Source organism: Pseudomonas brenneri, assembly GCF_007858285.1.
GTDB classification, from domain to species: domain Bacteria; phylum Pseudomonadota; class Gammaproteobacteria; order Pseudomonadales; family Pseudomonadaceae; genus Aquipseudomonas; species Aquipseudomonas brenneri.
Window position 1 is genome coordinate 78,107 of sequence record NZ_VFIL01000002.1, and the last position, 19,659, is coordinate 97,765.

Below are 19,659 nucleotides of genomic sequence, written 5' to 3' on the forward strand. Positions count from 1 at the left end.
TGAGCAAAAGTGCGCTGATTGGCAAGTTGCTCAACAAGGCGCAGATGTTCAGCCAGATCATTGCCAGCCAGTCGGGGTTGAGCCGTGATGTGCAGGGTGATGTGCGCCAACTCAGCGAACTGGTGACCAGCGTCACCCCGCAAGTCACCCAGACCTTGGGCGAGGGCCGGGCCATGGGTGCGTACTCCCTGGGCCAGGGCTTTCTCAACTCATCGTCCAGCACGCGTTTTGACGAACTGTTGCAACAGTTGGAAAAGCTCCAGGCTGAATACGGCTTGAAAGTGCAAGACGCCCTGAACTCCAGCAAGGCCGCCCATGACGCGTTGGATACCTTGGCCCAAGCCAGCCAGGCCAGCCTCAAGCAGGGCAGCGAACTGTTCGAGGAACAGGTGGTGATGGCCGAGACCCTGGAGGCGCCGTGGCAGGGTTTTTATGATCAAGTGACAGCCTTGATGGCCAGGACCTATCAACTGGACGATGCGACCCTGTCCTTCCTCGACCAGCAGCTGCAACAGCGCCTGGCCCAGAACCGAACGCACATGGTGGTGCTGGTTGCGGCGCTGGCGGCGGTGTTCCTGTTGATCTTCTATCTGTACGGCGGCTTCTACGCCTCGACCCGCACCACCCTGCGCCGCCTGGGCGCGATGATGGATAAGGTCGCCGCCGGGGACATGACGGTCAACTTCAAGTCCCAGAGCCGCGATGAGTTGGGTGAGTTGGGTGAGGTGTTCAATGGCACCGTAGCGAAAATCCACGACCTGATTGAACGGGTAGGGCACACCGTCCAGGAAGTCGAGCATCAGGCCGGGCAAGTGGAGTCGGTTTCGGCGCGCAGCAATCAGGCGGTGTCGGGCCAGCGCAGCCAGATCGAACAGGTGGCAACGGCCATGAACCAGATGTCGGCGACCGCCCACGAAGTCGCGCGCAGTGCGGCGGCGGCTGTCAGCAGTGCTCACAGCGTTAACGATGAAACCCTCAGCGGGCGTGGCCTGGTGCAATCCCAGCAGGGCAGCATCGCGCAACTGGCGTCCGAGATCGACCAATCAGTGCTGGTGATCAATCAACTGGCTATCGACAGTCAATCGATCAGCAGCGTGCTGGAAGTGATCAAAAGCATTGCCGAACAAACCAACCTGCTGGCCTTGAACGCGGCCATCGAGGCGGCGCGGGCGGGCGAGCAGGGGCGTGGGTTTGCCGTGGTGGCCGATGAGGTGCGCACCCTGGCCCGGCGCACCCAGCACTCCACTGAAGAGATCGAGCAGATGATCGCCAAATTGCACCAGGGCGTGGGTGCGGCGGTGAAGGCCATGGGCAGCAGCCATAAAATGGCCAGCGGTACGGTCGGGCAGTCGGAAAAAGTCCAACTTGCCCTGGAAAATATCCTGGGCGCCGTGGGGATGATCGTCGATCAGAACCAGCAAATCGCTGCGGCGGTGGAGCAACAGACGGCGGTGGCCCATGACATCGACCAGAACATCGTCGAGATCAATCGGGCTGGCGAGCACGCGGCCCAAGGTGCGCATCAGACCGAAGAGGCCAGCCGGCAATTGTCTTTGCAGGTGATTGAACTGAAAAAGCTGATCGGTGCATTTCGCGTGTAAGACTTTGATGTAGGTTTTATCTGTTAGCTGTGTGGTGCATGTCCTGTTTTCCCGGGTGAGCTTTTTTCGCAACGAGATTGGGTGAGAATTTGTTTCACACCCCATCCAGCGCTTCCGGGAGGCAGGGCCATGACCGCGACAACCCCAGGCGTGAAAGGGCATTGCGCCCATTGCGATATCACCTTCGTACTCAAGCCCTGGCAGCTCAATGCCATTGCCCTCAACGAGCCTTTTGACTGTCCGTATTGCCACAAAGTCCTGCTGCTCAATTGTCCCAGGCAACTGCGCCAGTTGAAGTCCCTGGACAACCTGGCCTTGCTGCGCCCAAGCATGCTCGTGTTGACCTGCGTGGCCTTGTTGGTGGCCCTGGTGGTGGAGTGGGTCGGCTTGATCAGCAAGGTCGGGCAATTGAACGTATCGCTGGTGGCGATCCTGATTCACTTCCTCACCCTGCGCTACGCCCGCCACCGGCATCGCATGACCCTCACGCTACAGGCGGTCAACCCCATCATCGAGCGGCCAGTTGAACAGTTCGCAGGCGTTGCGGGTGCTCGCCTCGGCCAGCGCTGAAGGGCTGATCCCCATCCGTTCAGCCAGGGCGCTGCAGATTGCCGGCAAGTGCTCTGGGCTGTTGCGTTGACCGGGGTACATGGCGGGCGCCATGTCTGGCGAGTCGGTTTCCAGTACCACCGATTCCAACGGCAGTTGGGCGATGACCTTGTGCATGCGTAATGCCTGGGGCCAGGTCGGCGCGCCGCCCAGGCCGAGCTTGAACCCCAGCTTGATGTATTCACGGGCTTCTTCGCGGCTGCCGGCGAAAGCATGGATGATCCCACCCCGGGGCAGGCGGATGCGTTTTAGGGTAGAGATAACGGCTGCGTGGCTGCGTCGCACATGCAGCAGTGCCGGCAGTCGGAAGTCTGCAGCCAACTGCAACTGGGCTTCGAACAGGGTTTGCTGGCGCTCGCGGTCCAGGTGCTCAAGAAAGTAATCCAGGCCGATTTCACCTACGGCACAGAGCTGGCGGTGGCCCTTGAGGCGCGTCAGCCAGTCACCTAGTTCGATCAGGTCTGCGCAGCGATGTTCATCCAGATACACCGGGTGCAGGCCGAAGGCCACATGCAGGTCCGGGTCCTGTTGCGCCAGGTCCCACAACCGCTGCCAATTGCGCTGGTACACCCCCAGCACCACCATGCGCCGCACGCCGAGCTGACGGCTATGCTTGAGCACCTCGTCGCGATCAGCGTCGAAATCCTCGAAGTCGAGGTGTGTGTGGCTGTCGATCAGCTCCACGCCTATGCCTCGTGAATCCGCTGCTTGAAGGTCCGGCCAATCGCATGCACGCCCGGCTGGTAGTGCTGCTCTTCAATCGCCGCCAGTGCCAGGCGCAGGGCCGTATCGGCGATCAGCGCGTGTTGCTGGGCCATGGCGTTGACCGGCAGCGGCAGGAAGTCCAGCAACTGGGTGTCACCGAAAGTGCCGAGGCGCAGCGGTCGGGACTTGAGCGGGAAGTCATGCAGCGCGTCAAACACCCCTTGCAGCAGGACGTAGGAAGTGGTCACCAACGCGTCGGGCAAATGCCCCAGGCGTTGCAGGAGTTCTTCCATCAACTGGCGGCCACAGTCGCGACTGAAGGCTTCGCCATGCTCGATCAGAATGTCACCCTTGAAGTCGTGCAGTGCTTGCTGGAAACCTGCTGCGCGCTCCTGGCTGATGCTCAATTCGGGGTGGGCGCCGATCAAGACGATCTGCCGGGGCAGCGGTTGCAGCAGGCTGCTGGTCAATTGCTGGCAGGCCTGGCGGTCATCGCTGACCACCGAACAGAACTGCTCGGGCGCCATCACCCGGTCGATGGCGATCACCGGCAGGCCCTTGGCTTGCAGCTCGCGATAACAGTCATCGCTGGCGGGCAGGCAACTGGCAACGAACAATGCGTCGCAACGCCGCGCGCGGAACAGTTTCAGCAACTGGCGTTCGCTGTTGGCATCGTCGTCGGAACTGGCGATCAGCAACTGATAGCCACGGGCCCGTGCGCCTTGTTCCAACAGCTTGGCGATCCGTGCGTAACTGGGGTTTTCCAGGTCCGGCAGGATAAACCCCAAGGTGCGGGTATGCCGGCTGCGCAACCCGGCGGCCTGGGGGTTGGGGGTAAAGCCATGCTCCTCGACCACCGCGCGCACCCGTTCGACGGTGGCGCTGCTGATCCGTTGCTGTTCGGCCTTGCCATTGATGACGTAGCTGGCGGTGGTCACGGACACACCGGCTATGCGTGCAATATCACTGAGTTTCAAACCGGGATTTCCTTGTTTTTTAGAGCTTGCCCCGACATTTTGTCCAATCGTAACCGATTCCTGCACACGACCATTGTCGCAACTCAAGCGCCGAGTGGTGCTTCAAGGATGCAGAATTACTCAGTAATCTGCCATAAATTCTAGATTAAACGTTTCAGCAGGCGTATTTTTACGATGATCGCTGCTGAGTGCCTACTGCCAATTGACCACTCAGTCAGTTATTTTTGCACGGTTTAATCAAAACAATACCTAGTGCGCCCCCCGCACTAACTAGGAGAAAGGCATGCTTGAGCTCACCGTAGAGCAGATATCCATGGGCCAGGTGGCTGTGGATAAGTCTGCTGCCTTGCAACTGCTCGCCGAAAAACTGGTGGCCGATGGCCTGGTCGCCGAAGGTTACCTGAGCGGCCTGCAAGCCCGTGAAGCGCAAGGCTCGACCTTCCTCGGCCAAGGTATTGCGATCCCCCATGGCACCCCCGAAACCCGCGATCAGGTGTTCGCTACCGGCGTGCGCCTGTTGCAGTTTCCCCACGGTGTGGATTGGGGCGATGGCCAGATCGTCTACCTGGCGATTGGCATTGCCGCCAAATCCGACGAGCACCTGCGCCTGCTGCAACTGCTGACCCGTGCCCTTGGCGAAACCGACCTGGGCCAGGCGCTGTGCCGCGCCACCTCGGCCGAGGCCTTGCTCAAGCTGTTGCAAGGCGCTCCCCAGGAGTTGGCGCTGGATGCCCAGATGATTGGCCTGGGCGTATCCGCCGACGATTTTGAAGAACTGGTGTGGCGCGGCGCTCGCCTGCTGCGCCAGGCCGACTGTGTGAGCAATGGCTTCGCCGCCGTGCTACAGCAAGTCGATGCGCTGCCCCTGGGCGATGGCCTGTGGTGGTTGCACAGCGAACAAACGGTCAAGCGTCCGGGCCTGGCCTTTGTCACCCCGGACAAACCCATGCGCTACCTGGGCCAACCGTTGAGCGGCCTGTTTTGCCTGGCCAGCCTCGGCGAAGCTCATCAGGCATTGCTTGAGCGCTTGTGCGCCTTGCTGATTGAAGGGCGCGGCCAGGAACTGGGACGGGCCACCAGCAGCCGAGCGGTCCTCGAAGTGCTGGGTGGCGAACTGCCTGTCGACTGGCCCAGCGCGCGCATCGCCCTGGCCAACGCCCACGGCCTGCATGCGCGGCCGGCCAAGGTCCTGGCGCAACTGGCCAAGCAGTTCGACGGTGAAATCCGCGTGCGGATCGTGGACGGGCAGGGCGGCGCGGTGTCGGTCAAGAGCCTGAGCAAGTTGCTCAGCCTTGGCGCCCGACGCGGTCAGGTGCTGGAATTTGTCGCCGAACCCGGTAGTGCCGACGACGCATTGCCCGCGCTATTGGCGGCGGTGCAAGCCGGCCTGGGCGAAGAGGTCGAGCCGCTGCCAGCCGTCAGTGCCCGTCTGGACGTGGTCGAGAGCGAGCCGCCACTGCGCGCGCCAGCTTCCGGCAGCCTGATCCAGGCCATCGCCGCCGCGCCTGGGATCGCCATCGGCCCGGCCCATATCCAAGTGTTGCAGCCGTTTGACTATCCACTGCGCGGCGAGTCGACCAGCGCCGAGCGCGAGCGTTTATCCGCGGCATTGCGCGATGTGCGCGGCGATATCCAGGGTTTGATCGAACGTAGCAAATCCAAGGCGATCCGCGAGATTTTCATCACCCATCAGGAAATGCTCGACGACCCGGAACTGACCGACGAAGTCGACACCCGGCTCAAGCAAGGCGAAAGCGCGCAAGCGGCGTGGATGAGTGTGATCGAAGCCGCCGCCAGGCAGCAGGAGTCCTTGCAGGACGCATTACTCGCCGAACGCGCTGCCGACCTGCGCGACATTGGCCGTCGGGTGCTGGCACAACTGTGTGGTGTGCAAACCCCACAAGAGCCGGACGAACCCTACATTCTGGTCATGGATGAAGTCGGCCCTTCGGACGTTGCCCGGCTGGATCCGGCGCGGGTCGCCGGGATCCTCACCGCACGCGGCGGCGCTACCGCCCACAGCGCCATCGTTGCCCGTGCCTTGGGGATCCCGGCGCTGGTCGGCGCAGGTCCCGCGGTGCTGCTGCTGGCCTCGGGCACGCCGCTGTTGCTCGACGGCCAACGCGGGCGCCTGCATGTGGATGCCGATGCTGCGACCTTGCAGCGCGCCACCCAAGAGCGTGATACCCGCGAACAGCGCCTGCAGGCTGCCGCCGCGCAACGTCATGAACCGGCCTTGACCCGCGACGGGCATGGGGTCGAAGTATTCGCCAATATCGGCGAAAGCGCAGGGGTGGCGGCCGCTGTCGAGCAGGGTGCCGAAGGCATTGGCCTGCTGCGTACCGAACTGATTTTCATGGCCCATTCGCAAGCGCCGGATGAAGCCACCCAGGAAGCCGAATACCGCCGTGTGCTCGATGGCCTGGGCGGCCGGCCGCTGGTGGTGCGTACCCTGGATGTCGGCGGGGACAAACCCTTGCCTTACTGGCCGATTGCCAAGGAGGAAAACCCATTCCTCGGCGTGCGCGGCATTCGCCTGACCCTGCAACGCCCGCAGATCATGGAGGCGCAACTGCGCGCGCTGCTGCGCTCGGCGGACAGCCGGCCGCTGCGCATCATGTTCCCCATGGTCGGCAGCGTTGATGAGTGGCGTGCGGCCCGCGACATGACCGAGCGCCTGCGCCTGGAAATCCCGGTGGCGGACCTGCAACTGGGCATCATGATCGAGGTGCCCTCCGCCGCGTTGCTGGCGCCGGTGCTGGCCAAGGAGGTGGACTTTTTCAGTGTCGGCACCAACGACCTGACCCAGTACACCCTGGCTATCGACCGTGGCCACCCAACCTTGTCGGCCCTGGCTGACGGCCTGCACCCGGCGGTGCTGCAACTGATCGACATCACGGTGCGTGCGGCCCATGCCCATGGCAAATGGGTGGGTGTGTGCGGCGAGTTGGCGGCGGATCCGTTGGCGGTGCCGGTGCTGGTGGGCCTGGGTGTGGATGAGTTGAGTGTGTCGGCCCGCAGTATTCCTGAAGTGAAGGCGCGGGTGCGTGAATTCAGTCTGAGCGAGGCCCGGAGCCTGGCGCAACAAGCACTGGCGCTGGGTTCCCCGGCCCAAGTGCGTGCCCTTGTGGAGGCCGTGTAAATGGCGAAGATTCTGACCCTGACGCTGAACCCGGCGTTGGACCTGACGGTGCGTTTGGCGTGCCTGGAACCGGGTGCGGTCAACCGCAGCGAAACCCTGCTCACCCATGCCGCCGGCAAGGGCGTGAATGTGGCGCAAGTGTTGGCTGATTTGGGCCATAACGTGAGTGTGGGTGGATTTCTCGGCGCGCAAAACCCCCAGGCTTTCGATGCCCTGATCGCCAGCCGAGGGTTTGGCGATGCATTTATTCGTGTGCCGGGCGAAACCCGCAGCAATATCAAGATTGCCGAGCAGGATGGCCGGGTCACCGACATCAACGCACCGGGGCCGCAGGTGAGTGAGCAGGCACAAGAACAATTGCTCAAGCTGATCGCGGTGATCGGTCCTGAGTTCGATGCAGTGGTGGTCGCTGGCAGTTTGCCGCGGGGCGTCAGCCCGCAGTGGTTTCAGGGCTTGCTGGAAACGCTCAAGGACCTTGGTTTGAAAGTCGCCCTGGACACCAGTGGCCAAGCGTTGCGCGCTGGCTTGAAGGCCGCGCCGTGGTTGATCAAGCCCAACACTGAAGAACTCGCCGATGCGCTCGACTGCCCCACGCAGACCGTCGCCCAACAAGCCCTGGCGGCTGAGCGTTTGCACGCCCAAGGCGTGGAGCATGTGGTGGTGTCCCACGGGGCCGACGGCGTGAACTGGTTCAGCCGGAGCGCAGCGTTGCACGCCACACCACCCAAGGTCAGCGTCGCCAGTACCGTGGGCGCCGGCGACTCCTTGCTGGCGGGCATGCTGCACGGCCTGCTCAGCGGCGAAGCGCCCGAGCAAACCCTGCGCCGCGCCACCGCGATAGCCGCCATGGCGGTCACGCAGATCGGTTTCGGCATCAGCGACGACGCGCAACTGGCGCGCCTTGAAAGCGGCGTCGCTGTGCGCCCGCTGACAGAACAATAAGAGGGTTTGTGATGAAGTTAGCCATTGTTACCGCCTGCCCCAACGGCATGGTCACCAGTGTGCTGTGCGCCCGTTTGCTGGACGCCGCCGCGCAGCGCCAGGGCTGGAGCACCAGTGTCGAAGTGGTGGATGTAAACCACCCCGAACGCGCACTGTCCCAGGCCACTCTCGACGCGGCCGAATGGGTGTTGCTGGTCGCCAGCACGCCGGTGGACATGCAGCGCTTTGTCGGCAAACGCGTGTACCAGAGCACCCCGGCCCAGGCGTTGCAGGACGTTGAAGCGGTGCTGCAACGGGGCGCGCAAGAGGCCCAGTTGTACGTTGCCAGCGCTGCAGTGCCGACGGCAAAAAACGCACCGCGCATCGTTGCTATCACGGCCTGTCCAACGGGCGTGGCCCACACCTTTATGGCCGCCGAAGCGTTGCAGCAGGCCGCCAAGGCCAAGGGTTTTGACTTGCAGGTGGAAACCCAGGGCTCGGTGGGCGCGCGTACGCCTTTGAGCGAACAAGCCATTCGCGACGCCGACGTGGTGCTGCTGGCGGCCGATATCGAAGTCGCCACCGAGCGCTTTGCCGGCAAGAAAATCTATCGTTGTGGCACCGGCATTGCGCTCAAGCAGTCTGCCGCGATCCTCGATAAAGCCCTGGCCGAGGCCCGGCAGGAAAGCGCCGCCAGTGGCGCGACAGCCAAGCCGGAGAAAACCGGGGTCTACAAACACCTGCTGACCGGGGTGTCGTTCATGTTGCCGATGGTGGTGGCGGGCGGGCTGCTAATCGCCCTGTCGTTTGTCTTCGGCATCCACGCTTTCGAAGAGTCAGGCACTCTGGCGGCGGCCCTGAAGACCGTCGGCGACCATGCCTTCACCCTGATGGTGCCGCTACTTGCGGGTTACATCGCCTACTCGATTGCCGACCGTCCGGGGCTCGCGCCGGGGATGATCGGCGGCCTGTTGGCCAGTACCCTGGGCGCAGGTTTTATCGGTGGGATCTTCGCCGGTTTCCTCGCTGGCTACAGCGTCAAGCTGATCACCCGTGCGGTGCCGTTGCCGCAGAGCCTGGAGTCGCTCAAGCCGATCCTGATCATCCCGTTGCTGGCGAGCCTGGTCACTGGCCTGGCGATGATCTACCTGATCGGCCCGCCCGTGGCGCAGATGCTGGTGGGCCTGACGGATTTTCTCAGCACCATGGGCACCACCAATGCGGTGCTGTTGGGCATCCTGTTGGGCGGGATGATGTGCGCCGACCTTGGCGGGCCGATCAACAAGGCGGCCTACGCCTTTTCTGTTGGCCTGCTGGCCTCCCAGAGCGGCGCGCCGATGGCCGCCACCATGGCGGCAGGCATGGTGCCGCCGATTGGCATGGCCATCGCCACGTTCCTGGCCCGGCGCAAGTTTGCCCAGACCGAGCGCGAAGCCGGCAAGGCCGCGCTGATCCTGGGCATGTGCTTTATCTCCGAAGGCGCCATCCCGTTTGCGGCCAAGGACCCGCTGCGCGTGATCCCGGCCAGCATCGCCGGCGGCGCATTGACCGGCGCCTTGTCGATGTACTTCGGCTGCAAGTTGATGGCGCCCCACGGCGGGCTGTTTGTGATGCTGATCCCGAACACGATCAATCATGCGCTGCTGTATCTGTTGGCGATCGTCGCGGGTAGCCTACTCACCGGGTTGGTGTATGCCGTGATCAAGCGTCCGGAGGCGGCAGAACTGGCACTCGCCTGACCCTGTAGGCGCGGCATGTCATCTGCGCTTCATCCGCCCATGCTTTAGTTTCCCTTTTGATGCTTGGAGGGAAGCCCATGAGCCACTTTAACCTCGGCCGTCGCCGTGTGATCCAGGGTGTCGGCGCCGGCCTGTTGCTGCCGGGGCTGGCACCGGCAGTGATAGCTTCGGTCAAGGACCGGCCGCTGTTGACCGATGGGGTGCAGTCCGGCGACTTGCTGGGTGACCGCGCAATGATCTGGAGCCGCTGCGACCGACCGGCGCGCATGGTGGTCGAGTGGGACACCCGCAGTGTATTCAGCAACCCACGCAGGTTCGTCTCGCCCTTGGCCGACAGCCGCAGCGATTTCACCGCCCGCGTCGAGTTGACCGGTTTGCCAGCCGACCAGGCGATCTTCTATCGCGTACAGTTCGAGGACGCCCAGACGGGCGTCGCCAGCGAGCCCTGGTTCGGTCACCTGCGCAGCGTGCCGCAACAACGGCGCGATATCCGCTTTGTGTGGAGCGGCGATACCGTCGGCCAAGGCTTCGGGATCAACCCGGATATTGGCGGGATGCGCATCTACGAAGCCATGCGCCTGCGCCTGCCGGATTTTTTTATCCACAGTGGCGATACCATCTACGCTGACGGCCCGGTGCCGGCCCAAGTGACCACCGAAGGCGGGCGCATCTGGCGCAATCTCACCACCGAGGCCAAGAGCAAAGTGGCCGAAACCCTGGATGAATACCGTGGCAACTATCGCTACAACCTGATGGATGAGAACGTGCGTCGCTTCAATGCGCAGGTGCCGCAGATCTGGCAATGGGACGATCACGAAGTGGTCAACAACTGGTCGCCCGGCAAGCAACTGGACGAGCGTTACCAGACCAAGGACATCACCGCCCTGGTGGGCCGTGCACGCCAGGCCTGGCTGGAATATGCACCGATGCGTTTGCAGAGTGCCGACCAGGGCGGACGTATCTACCGCAAGCTCAGCTACGGGCCGTTGCTGGATGTGTTCGTGCTGGATATGCGCAGCTATCGCGGGGCCAACGATGACAACCTGGGCGGGGCAAAACCGTTTCTTGGGCGAGCGCAACTGGACTGGCTCAAGGGTGAACTCAAGGCGTCGAAGGCGCAGTGGAAGGTGATCGCCGCCGACATGCCCATCGGCCTTGGCGTGCCCGACGGTGAGGTCAGCCCCGGTGTGCCACGCTGGGAAGCGGTGGCCAACGGCGACCCGGGGCCGGCCCAGGGACGCGAGTTGGAAATTGCCGAACTGCTGGGCTTTTTACGTGCGCAACAGGTGCGCAACTATGTGTGGCTGACTGCCGATGTGCATTACTGCGCGGCGCATCACTACCACCCGGATCGGGCGGCGTTCCAGGATTTCGAGCCGTTCTGGGAGTTCGTCGCGGGGCCGTTGAATGCGGGGAGCTTTGGGCCCAACCCGCTGGATAAAACCTTCGGCCCGCAGGTGGTGTTTGAAAAGGCCCCGCCGGCGCAAAACACTTCGCCGTTTGCCGGGTTTCAGTTTTTTGGGGAGGTGCAGATCGATGGGCAGACGACAGAGTTGACGGTCACGTTGCGCGACCTGGATGGCGTCTCGGTGTTCGAACAAAAACTCCAACCGAGCTGATAAAACCTGTGGGAGCGGGCTTGCTCGCTCCCACAGGTTGATGGGTGTAGGTCAGTAGACATCCCGGCGATAGCGACCCTGTTCGATCAGCCGTTCTACAGCCTCACTTCCCAGGATATCAACCAAGGCCTGATCGACCCCAGTCGCCATGCCCTGCAAACTCCCGCAGACATAAATCACCGCGCCATCGGCCAGCCATTTGCGCAGCACATCGGCGGATTCGCGCAGGCGATCCTGGACGTAGATCTTCTCTGCCTGATCCCGCGAAAACGCCAGGTCCAGCAACGCCAGGTCGCCACTGGCCAGCCAGCCTTGCAGCTCGTCCTGGCAGTGGTAGTCATGGGCGATGTTGCGTTCGCCAAACAACAACCAGTTACGCTGTTGGCCGTCGGTAATCCTGGCTTTGAGCAAGCTGCGCAAACCAGCCAGGCCGGTGCCGTTGCCCAGCAAAATCATCGGCACCGGGTCAGTTGGCAGGTGGAAGCCGCTGTTACGCCGTACGCGCAGGCTGATCGCCGAGCCCAGTGGTGCGTGCTCGGTCAGCCAGCCCGATGCCAGGCCCAGGCTGCCGTCGGTATGACGCTCCTGGCGCACGATCAACTGCAGCACACCATCGCTGGCAATCGAGGCGATGGAGTATTCGCGCATGGCCAACGGCACCAGTGCATCCACCAGGGAACGCGCATGCAGGCCGACCAGATGCACGCGATTGTCCGGCAGCTGACGGCTGGCAAGCACCTGTTCCAGGGGGCGCGCCAAGCCATCGATCAGTACTTCGTCGGTGCCGGCAATGCCCAGGCCATCGAGGAAATGTTCGACGGCCCACGGGCAATTGCGCGGCATGACTTCCACCAGGTCGCCGGCCAGCCAGTCACGCGGGGCGGGCGGGTTGAGCCCCAGCAGGTAGACACCCGAGCCGCTGCTGTCCGGGTTGAGCAGGGTGCGCTGGCTCAAGGTCCAGTTTTCGTAACTGGCGCTGGCCCAGGCGGCTGCCGGTGCGTGGCCGGTGATCTGGCCCAGTTGTTGTTGCCAGTGCCGCAAGGCGTCCTCGTCGCCGCTGTCGACTTCAACCGGGGCAAACAAGGCGTTGCCGCCCTGGTTGGTCAGCCAGAAGTGCAGGCGCCGGGCAAAGCCGCAGAAGTGTTCATATTGACGATCGCCCAGGGCCAGCACCGAGTAGTTCAGGCCCTTGAGACTGAGGTCGCTGCCCAGCACGCTGCGTTCGAAGCCGCGCGCGCTGTCGGGTGCTTCGCCATCGCCGAAGGTGCTGACTACAAACAGCGCATGGTCTGATTGGCGCAAATCATCTTCGTTGACGCTACCCAGGGATTGCACCTTCACCGGCAACCCGGCGGCCTGCAATTGGCTGGCGGTCTGCCAGGCCAGTTGTTCGGCAAAGCCGCTCTGGCTGGCGAAACCGATCAGCCACGCGGGTGCATCACTGCGGTTGCTGCCCAGGCTTTTGCGGGCATCGCGCACCTGGCGCTTTTTGCGGCGGCGGTCGAGGTACAGCAGCCAGCCGGTAATAAAGAACAACGGCATGCACAGCGAAGTGACGGTGAGGATGATCCGCCCCACCAGGCCGAAATAACTGCCGACATGCAGCGCGTAGATGCTGGTCAGCAATTGCGCCTTGAGGCTTTTGTCGCCATAGCGCTCAACGCTTTTGACTACGCCGGTGGCCGGGTCCAGGTTGATCTGGTTCAGCGCACGGTCATGGGGAGAGCTCTGCAACAGGTAGTAGACCGTGGCCGGTTGCCCAGCCACGGGCGGCATACGAATGTTGTAGGCGCTCAAGTCCGGGCCGGCGGTGCTGTAGATGCTGCTCCAGATGGCGTCGTAGTTGGCGACGGGGGCTGGCCCCGCAGGCGCTGGGCCACGGTTGCGCACCCGCTCGTTTTGCGGGGCATCGGACAACAACCGGGTCAGGCCCTTGCTGTACCACTCATAGGACCAGTACAGGCCGGTGAGCGCGGCCAACAGATAGAACAGCAAGCACCAGGTGCCGAACACCGAGTGCAGGTCCCAGTTGAAACTGCGGCCTTTCTTGCGCCAGTCCAGGGTCAGCCAGGCACGCCAGCTCGCCACCTGGCGCGGCCAGCGCAGGTACAGGCCGGAGAGGCAGAAGAAAATCAGGATCAGCGTACAGGCACCGGTGATTTGCCGGCCGGTGTCACCGATGGCCAGGAAGCGGTGCAGTTGCAGCATCAGGCCGAAAAAATCCTGGCCGACGGCATCGCCCAGGTAGTCACCGGTGTACGGGTCGAAGTAGCGCATCTGGCCCCGGCGCTCGCCCGGTGGCGGGGTGAAGAAGACCCGTGCGGCGTTGCCGCTTTCGCTTTCCACCCACAGCATGGACACGGCCTTGCCTTCGGTGGCTTCGAGCTTGCGCACCAGTTCCGCCGGTGGCAGCACGCCGGCCGGTTGCTTTTGCACGGTCAGCACCGTCGGGTTGAGTGCCCGCAGGATCTCATCCTGGAACGAGTACGCAGCCCCGGTGATCCCCATCAAGGCCAACACCAGCCCGGCGGTAATGCCGAAAAACCAGTGCAACTGAAATAGGGTTTTCTTCAACACGTCGGACGGCCTCGCTGAGCTGGATATGAATTTTACGGCGCGCATTATGCCGTGAGTTGTCGAGAAAGATTCTTTTTTACATACGAAAGCCCCGGGCATCCGATGCACGGGGCTTTTGCATGAAACGTCCAGCCGCTTAGAAGTGGAAGCTGGTGGTCAACAGCGCCGTACGACCGGCTGCCTGGTTGGCGAAGTGCGCGCCGTAGGCCTTGTCGTAGTAGGTTTTGTCGGTCAGGTTCTGCACGTTCAACTGCAGGTCGACGTTCTTGGTCAGCTTGTAACTGGCCATGGCGTCGTAGCGGGTGTAGGACGGCACGTAGACGGTGTTGCCCGCGTCGCCGTAGACGTCGTCGACATAGAACGCGCCGCCGCCGACAGTCAGCTTCGAGGTGATGTCATACGTTGTCCACAGGCTGAAGGCGTTCTTTGGCGTGTTGGGCATTTCGTTGCCTTTGTTGGAACCGGCAGTGACGACGCCCTGACGGTTGCCGTTTTTGCCCGGGTCTACCAGCTCGCTTTTCAGGTAGCTGTAGCCGGCGAACACTTGCCACTGCTCGGTGAGCTTGCCGCTGGCCGACAACTCCAGGCCATCGACGCGGGACTCGCCAGCGTTCTCATAGGTGTTGGAGTTCACCAGGATGCGCGCGTTTTTCTTCTCGGTACGGAACACCGCAGCGGTCAGGGACAGGCGGTCGTGGAACAGGTCCCACTTGGTGCCTAGCTCGTAGTTGACGGTTTCTTCTGGTTTCAGGTCGCTGGTGTTGATGCCGGTGGGCGGTGCATTCGAGTCCACACCTTCACCGACCAGGCCGCCGGGAGGCGAGGCCGAAGTGGCATAGGAGGTGTAGATGCTGCCGTTTTCCATCGGCTTCCAGACCAGGCCGGCCTGCCAGTTGAAGAACTGGCTGTCGTCCTTGAACTTGGTGCGGCCGGTGGCTGCGTTGCTATTGGCCTCGGTGTCGAAGGTGTCGTAGCGCAGGCCGACGTTCAGCAGCCATTGCGGGTCGAGTTCGATGGTGTCGAATACATAGGCGGCGCGGCTGGTGGCCTTGGTGTTGGTACCCAGGTAGTTGCGGGCGACGCTGCCGGTCCAGGCATCGTCCGGGTTCGGGTTGCTCAACGAGGTGCATTGGCCGCCCTTGCCGCCACCGGCCACGGTGCAAACCGGGTTGCTATTGGGGCTGACGGTATAACCGCTGACGCGGGTTTCTTCTCCGGTAAATTCCAGGCCGGTGGAGTAGCTGTGCTTGAAGCCCAGGGCCTGGAAATTGCCAAACAGATCGGTCTGGTTGGTGGTGGTCGTGGTGGTGGACACGCGGCTGTTGGCCCGACGCCACACGGTACCGAACTGGTTGACGTTGTGCTGGCTGTCATCCGGCTGAGTGAGCACGTAGTCCTGGCCGGTGCTGCCGTGGCGCAGGGTGTTCTTGATCGTCATGTTGTCGTTCAGGTCGTGCTCGATGGAGAACGTACTGATGTCGGCGCGGGTCTTGCGGAAGTCACGATCCTTGAGGCCGTAGAAGTTGCTGCTGTCGCCGCCGTCGGTGGGTTTGTCATGCACGTGGGCAGCGTTTGCAGCGCTGCTGCTGTAGCTGTAGGGAATCCCCGAATCCGGCAGGTCGTTGCTTTCCATGTGGTAGTAGCTGAGGTTGACGCGGGTCGGGGTGCCCAGGCCAAAGGTCAGCGACGGTGCCACGCCCCAGCGGTCGTAATTGACCGCGTCGCGACCGGCCACGTTCTGTTCGTGGCTCATCAGGTTCAGGCGGAATGCGGCGGTGTCGAGGAACTGGCGGTTGACGTCGAGGGCATAGCGGCGGGTCTGGTCCGAACCGTAGGTAAAGCCGCCGTTGAGGAAGTCCCGCGCTTGTGGGGTCTTGCTCACCAGGTTGAGGCTGCCACCGGCCGAGCCACGGCCACCGAACGAAGAGTTCGGGCCCTTGCTGACTTCAATGGACTCGATATCGAAAATTTCCCGGCTCTGGCCACCGGTGTCGCGCACGCCGTCCAGGTAGGTGTCGCCTTGGGCATCGAAACCGCGGATAAACGGGCGGTCGCCCTGGGGGTTGCCGCCTTCACCGGCACCAAAGGTAATGCCTGGCACTGTGCGTAAGGCGTCTTGCAGCGAGGTCGCGGCGGTGTCCTTGAGTACCTGCGCCGGCACCACGGTGACGGAGCGCGGGGTGTCGACCAGCGGCGCAGTGTATTTCTGCGAAGAGGCTTTTTCGGTCTGGTAGGACGTCGCGTCCTGTTCCTGGCCGGTGATGCTGGTAGCCCCGAGGGAAATGCTGTTGCGCTCGCCTTTTTGTTCGGTCTCTTCGGCCGCTTGAGCCATATGGGCTACGGAGCTGGCGCTGATGGCCACGCCAATGGCCGAAGCCAGCAGGCGCGGTGAACTGATCGGTGCTTTTGTAATTGTGCGCGACATGAAATTCCTTACCCCAAGGATGTGAAGGTCGCGAAATATATTGTAATCAATTATGTATAGCAATTGAGATACGTTGCTATTTGCACTGTATTTACAAAATTTACACTTGGGAAATTACGGTTTTTATTGGCTCATGCGTCTGCTCGTCCGATCAGGGTTTTACACAGTCAATAAGAATCAATACCATTGGCGCCCCTCTGCTCTCAGGTAACGCCTCATGCTGCTGCATATTCCCGGCCTGTTCTCTCGCGAAGAGGTCCTGCGCATTCGTGAAGCCCTGGAACAGGCGGACTGGGCTGACGGCAAGATCACCGCCGGGCATCAGTCGGCCAAGGCCAAGCACAATCTGCAATTGCCCGAAGGCCATCCACTGGCCAAGGAAATCGGCGCAGCCATGCTCGATCGCCTGTGGCAAAACCCGCAATTCATGTCGGCAGCACTGCCGCACAAAGTTTTCCCGCCGCTGCTCAATTGCTATACCGCCGGTGGCAGCTTCGACTTTCATATCGACAACGCCGTGCGCCAGCCCAAGGGCAGCCCGGAGCGGGTGCGCACCGATCTGTCCTCCACGCTGTTTTTCAGCGATCCGGACGAGTACGACGGCGGTGAACTGGAGATCCAGGACACCTTCGGCCTGCAGCGGGTCAAGTTGCCAGCCGGTGACATGGTGCTGTATCCAGGCTCCAGCCTGCACAAAGTCAACGCCGTGACCCGTGGCACACGCTATGCCTCGTTTTTCTGGACCCAGAGCCTGGTGCGTGAAGACAGCCAGCGCACCTTGCTGTTTGAAATGGACGGCGCGATCCAGCAATTGACCCGTGACGTACCGGATCACCCGGCGCTGATCCAGCTCACCGGCACCTATCACAACCTGTTGCGTCGCTGGGTCGAGGTCTGAGCATGGTTTTTCACCTGCGCCGCGAAGAAACCCTCGACGGTGAACAACTGCGGGCCATGCTCGAAGAGTCCCCGGCCCGTGCGGCTCAGGCGATCCTGATGGCGGCGAAGGAGGGCGTGCTCGACGCCCAGGCGCTGCTGGGGCAAATCCTTTTGGACGGGCGTGGTATCGCGCGCGATGAGGCGCTGGCGTTGCGCTGGTTCCGGATCGCTGCACGGGGCGGCCACCGGATGGCACGCAATATGGTGGGGCGCTGCCTGGAGCATGGCTGGGGTTGCCCCGCCGATGCGGTGGCCGCCGCCGGGGAATACCGCCTGGCCGCAGAAGCCGGGTTGGATTGGGGCTTGTACAACTACGCCAACCTGCTGGCCACTGGGCGCGGCGTGACGTTAGACCAACAGCAGGCATTGGCCTGTTATCGCCAGGCTGCCGAACTGGGGCATGCCAAGTCGATGAACCTGCTGGGGCGTTACCTGGAGCAAGGGCAGTTCTGCGCCCAGGACGTGTCCGCAGCGCTTGATTGGTATCGCCGCTCGGCGGAGGGTGGGGACTTTCGCGGGCAGTTCAGTTATGCGGCGGTGCTGGCAGATCAAGGCCAGGTCGAGGTTGCGCTGGAGTGGTTGCGCAAGGCGCTGGAGGGCGGGAACCTGAAGTTTTTGCGGCTGGCAACCAAGGTGCTAGCGCAAGTGGAACACCCACAGATTCGAGCGTTGTCTGAGGCCTATCGTTTGCGAGCCCTTGAGTTGGTTTGCGAGTAAAGCGTCACGGGTGCTTGTGATGCGTCTTAAGGGAATGGGGTTGTAAAGACTACAGATGGAGCCGATGGTTCTGATGTTTCATGCAGATGCAGCTTATAAGTTCCTGGGTAGATGCGTGGCAAAGTTGTGCCTCTTTTCCACAAATCGTGGGGACGGTGCTTTCTAGAAAAACACGGTTTCTACTGAGCCTCAGGAGTTTTCATTATGCTAATCAATCAGGCACCTGATCGTACGGGATATGAGGAAGTTCAACGGATTCTTGAAAACGATAAGCGTGGAGTTACAAAAAAGTCTGCAGATGATGAGCCGTCACTGACCAGCGCGCAGGTTGCAGACCGGCTTAACCGAAGCGATAAGCGCTGGGTTGATAGCAATCATAATGGCAGGATTGAGCTCACCTATGAGTTTTCCACAGCCGAGCCAAACGAGTTCGAAAAACTTAAGAGTGACACAGCTGCAGCCAAGCTCGAAAAAATCGTACCGATGAGTCTCAGGCAGAAGGAATATGTCAGGGCGGCGCAACAAGAGTATGCCGATGTTGCCAATGTAACGTTCACCGAAAAAACGGGGGGCGGTGGTGAGGGGCATCTGACCCACAGAGGGTATAGCGCTGGCGACCAAGCCACCTCTGTTCGCGGGTTTGCTTACTATCCGGACCCGAAGGATCCAGTGCACCAAGGAAGTCTCTGGATGCGCAATCTGGACCAGACGAGCAAATTCGGGAACTGGGCCGATGATGATAAAAGCACACATGGGGACAATTATTGGCGTTCTACCCTGATTCATGAACTGGGACATAGCCTTGGTCTGGAGCATTCGGGGAGTGATGAGAATGAAAAAACGCAAATTCCAGATTATGCGGAAAATTGGGATAATTACACGGTAATGAGCTACAACACGCCATTGCTGAGTGATGCCGAAGATACTGTGATGCCAGTCAGTCTGATGATGGATGATATGCAGGCAGTTCAATCAAAATATGGTGCCAATTACTCCACACGCAAAGGCGATACAACCTACGGTTTCAACTCCAATACTGACCGTGATCACTACAGCCTGAAAACTGCCGAAGATAAACCGTTGTTCGCCGTGTGGGATGGCGACGGCTGGGATACCCTCGATTTCTCTGGGTTCAGTCAAGCGCAGACGATAAACCTCAACGCGGGTTCTTTTTCTTCGGTCGGTGGATTGAGGAATAACGTCGGAATTGCCAATGGTGTGACGATCGAAGAAGCCAGGGGCGGGAAAGGCAAGAACACGCTGATTGGCAATGATGCCTTCAATGTTCTTCGAGGCGGCCCCGATAGCGATATCCTGTATGGCGGCAGTGGTGGAGCGCAGATGTGGGGGGGGAAGGGCGGGAATACCTTTGTTTTTGATACTACGTCCAGTGGTAAGCCGAACTGGGTAATGGATTTTACCAGCGGCAAGGACAAACTCGACTTTTCAGGATTGCGCCAGCAATTAGGCCCGCTGAAATTTTGCTCCAAGTTGCCTCTTGATCACAGTAAACCGCAAGACCCGCTTAATCCGACGTATATTTCCAAGCCTGGTGATGTGCTCGTGAGCTACGACCGTGAGTTTCAGCGAACGCTTTTTAGGGTCGATACCAAGGGGGATGGCAGGATGGACATGTACATTGATGTCCAGGGGAAAGTTGCTCGCAAAGATATCGTCGTATAAAGATG

General features: G+C 61.5%; 13 protein-coding genes. 9 read left to right on the forward strand and 4 right to left on the reverse strand.

Features of this window, described 5'->3' with window-relative positions; genetic code table 11:
• The first annotated feature begins 896 nt into the window (after nucleotides 1–896).
• Together FJD34_RS28790 and FJD34_RS03655 are read left to right on the forward strand one after the other, a co-directional pair.
• Complete coding sequence (locus FJD34_RS28790) at nucleotides 897–1,601, forward strand: methyl-accepting chemotaxis protein (RefSeq protein WP_373347688.1); 705 nt, start codon at nucleotides 897–899, stop codon at nucleotides 1,599–1,601.
• Between the two features lie 129 nt (nucleotides 1,602–1,730).
• Nucleotides 1,731–2,171 carry a hypothetical protein gene (locus FJD34_RS03655; protein WP_032861925.1) on the forward strand — a complete coding sequence of 147 codons (441 nt, stop codon included), beginning with the start codon at nucleotides 1,731–1,733 and terminating at the stop codon, nucleotides 2,169–2,171.
• On the opposite strand, the gene FJD34_RS03660 is transcribed toward FJD34_RS03655, so the two are convergent.
• The gene (locus FJD34_RS03660; protein WP_090292065.1) at nucleotides 2,091–2,894 is read right to left on the reverse strand and encodes a TatD family hydrolase; all 804 of its coding nucleotides are present in this window, start codon (nucleotides 2,892–2,894) and stop codon (nucleotides 2,091–2,093) included. The genes FJD34_RS03655 and FJD34_RS03660 overlap by 81 nt on opposite strands.
• Nucleotides 2,895–2,896: 2 nt before the next feature.
• Nucleotides 2,897–3,892 (reverse strand): catabolite repressor/activator, encoded by a 996-nt coding sequence (gene cra / locus FJD34_RS03665; RefSeq protein ID WP_065944230.1) that lies wholly within the window; start codon nucleotides 3,890–3,892, stop codon nucleotides 2,897–2,899.
• A 283-nt stretch (nucleotides 3,893–4,175) separates the two neighbouring features.
• On the opposite strand from cra, the gene ptsP reads away from it, so the two are divergent.
• From ptsP to FJD34_RS03685, 4 genes are all read left to right on the forward strand, one after another.
• Nucleotides 4,176–7,034, forward strand: a complete 2,859-nt coding sequence (gene ptsP, locus FJD34_RS03670; RefSeq protein WP_090292062.1) for a phosphoenolpyruvate--protein phosphotransferase — start codon at nucleotides 4,176–4,178, stop codon at nucleotides 7,032–7,034.
• Nucleotides 7,035–7,976 (forward strand): 1-phosphofructokinase, encoded by a 942-nt coding sequence (gene pfkB, locus FJD34_RS03675; RefSeq protein ID WP_032861931.1) that lies wholly within the window; start codon nucleotides 7,035–7,037, stop codon nucleotides 7,974–7,976.
• A gap of 11 nt (nucleotides 7,977–7,987) precedes the next feature.
• A complete protein-coding gene (locus tag FJD34_RS03680; RefSeq protein WP_032861933.1) occupies nucleotides 7,988–9,694 on the forward strand; it encodes a PTS fructose-like transporter subunit IIB in 1,707 nt (568 codons plus the stop codon).
• A 77-nt stretch (nucleotides 9,695–9,771) separates the two neighbouring features.
• Entirely contained in the window at nucleotides 9,772–11,313 is a 1,542-nt protein-coding gene (locus FJD34_RS03685; protein WP_032861935.1) for an alkaline phosphatase D family protein, read from the forward strand.
• A gap of 51 nt (nucleotides 11,314–11,364) precedes the next feature.
• Here FJD34_RS03685 and FJD34_RS03690 read toward each other — a convergent pair whose 3' ends face one another.
• Both FJD34_RS03690 and FJD34_RS03695 read right to left on the reverse strand, forming a co-directional pair.
• The gene (locus FJD34_RS03690; protein ID WP_090292060.1) at nucleotides 11,365–13,890 is read right to left on the reverse strand and encodes a PepSY domain-containing protein; all 2,526 of its coding nucleotides are present in this window, start codon (nucleotides 13,888–13,890) and stop codon (nucleotides 11,365–11,367) included.
• Nucleotides 13,891–14,026: 136 nt separating this feature from the next.
• Complete coding sequence (locus FJD34_RS03695; protein WP_090292058.1) at nucleotides 14,027–16,315, reverse strand: TonB-dependent receptor; 2,289 nt, start codon at nucleotides 16,313–16,315, stop codon at nucleotides 14,027–14,029.
• Between the two features lie 217 nt (nucleotides 16,316–16,532).
• Here FJD34_RS03695 and FJD34_RS03700 point away from each other — a divergent pair, with 217 nt between their 5' ends.
• From FJD34_RS03700 to FJD34_RS03710, 3 genes are all read left to right on the forward strand, one after another.
• The gene (locus FJD34_RS03700; RefSeq protein WP_032861939.1) at nucleotides 16,533–17,213 is read left to right on the forward strand and encodes a Fe2+-dependent dioxygenase; all 681 of its coding nucleotides are present in this window, start codon (nucleotides 16,533–16,535) and stop codon (nucleotides 17,211–17,213) included.
• Between the two features lie 2 nt (nucleotides 17,214–17,215).
• The gene (locus FJD34_RS03705; RefSeq protein WP_032861940.1) at nucleotides 17,216–17,971 is read left to right on the forward strand and encodes a tetratricopeptide repeat protein; all 756 of its coding nucleotides are present in this window, start codon (nucleotides 17,216–17,218) and stop codon (nucleotides 17,969–17,971) included.
• A 204-nt stretch (nucleotides 17,972–18,175) separates the two neighbouring features.
• Nucleotides 18,176–19,654, forward strand: a complete 1,479-nt coding sequence (locus FJD34_RS03710; protein WP_065944223.1) for a M10 family metallopeptidase C-terminal domain-containing protein — start codon at nucleotides 18,176–18,178, stop codon at nucleotides 19,652–19,654.
• The last annotated feature ends 5 nt before the right edge of the window (nucleotides 19,655–19,659 follow it).

Bases quoted from the DNA above. Each gene is read 5' to 3' on its own strand.
- FJD34_RS28790 (WP_373347688.1), top strand. From the start codon at position 897: ATGTCGGCGACCGCCCACGAAGTCGCGCGCAGTGCGGCGGCGGCTGTC.
- FJD34_RS03655 (WP_032861925.1), top strand. From the start codon at position 1,731: ATGACCGCGACAACCCCAGGCGTGAAAGGGCATTGCGCCCATTGCGAT.
- ptsP (WP_090292062.1), top strand. From the start codon at position 4,176: ATGCTTGAGCTCACCGTAGAGCAGATATCCATGGGCCAGGTGGCTGTG.
- pfkB (WP_032861931.1), top strand. From the start codon at position 7,035: ATGGCGAAGATTCTGACCCTGACGCTGAACCCGGCGTTGGACCTGACG.
- FJD34_RS03680 (WP_032861933.1), top strand. From the start codon at position 7,988: ATGAAGTTAGCCATTGTTACCGCCTGCCCCAACGGCATGGTCACCAGT.
- FJD34_RS03685 (WP_032861935.1), top strand. From the start codon at position 9,772: ATGAGCCACTTTAACCTCGGCCGTCGCCGTGTGATCCAGGGTGTCGGC.
- FJD34_RS03695 (WP_090292058.1), bottom strand. From the start codon at position 16,315: ATGTCGCGCACAATTACAAAAGCACCGATCAGTTCACCGCGCCTGCTG.
- FJD34_RS03700 (WP_032861939.1), top strand. From the start codon at position 16,533: ATGCTGCTGCATATTCCCGGCCTGTTCTCTCGCGAAGAGGTCCTGCGC.
- FJD34_RS03705 (WP_032861940.1), top strand. From the start codon at position 17,216: ATGGTTTTTCACCTGCGCCGCGAAGAAACCCTCGACGGTGAACAACTG.
- FJD34_RS03710 (WP_065944223.1), top strand. From the start codon at position 18,176: ATGCTAATCAATCAGGCACCTGATCGTACGGGATATGAGGAAGTTCAA.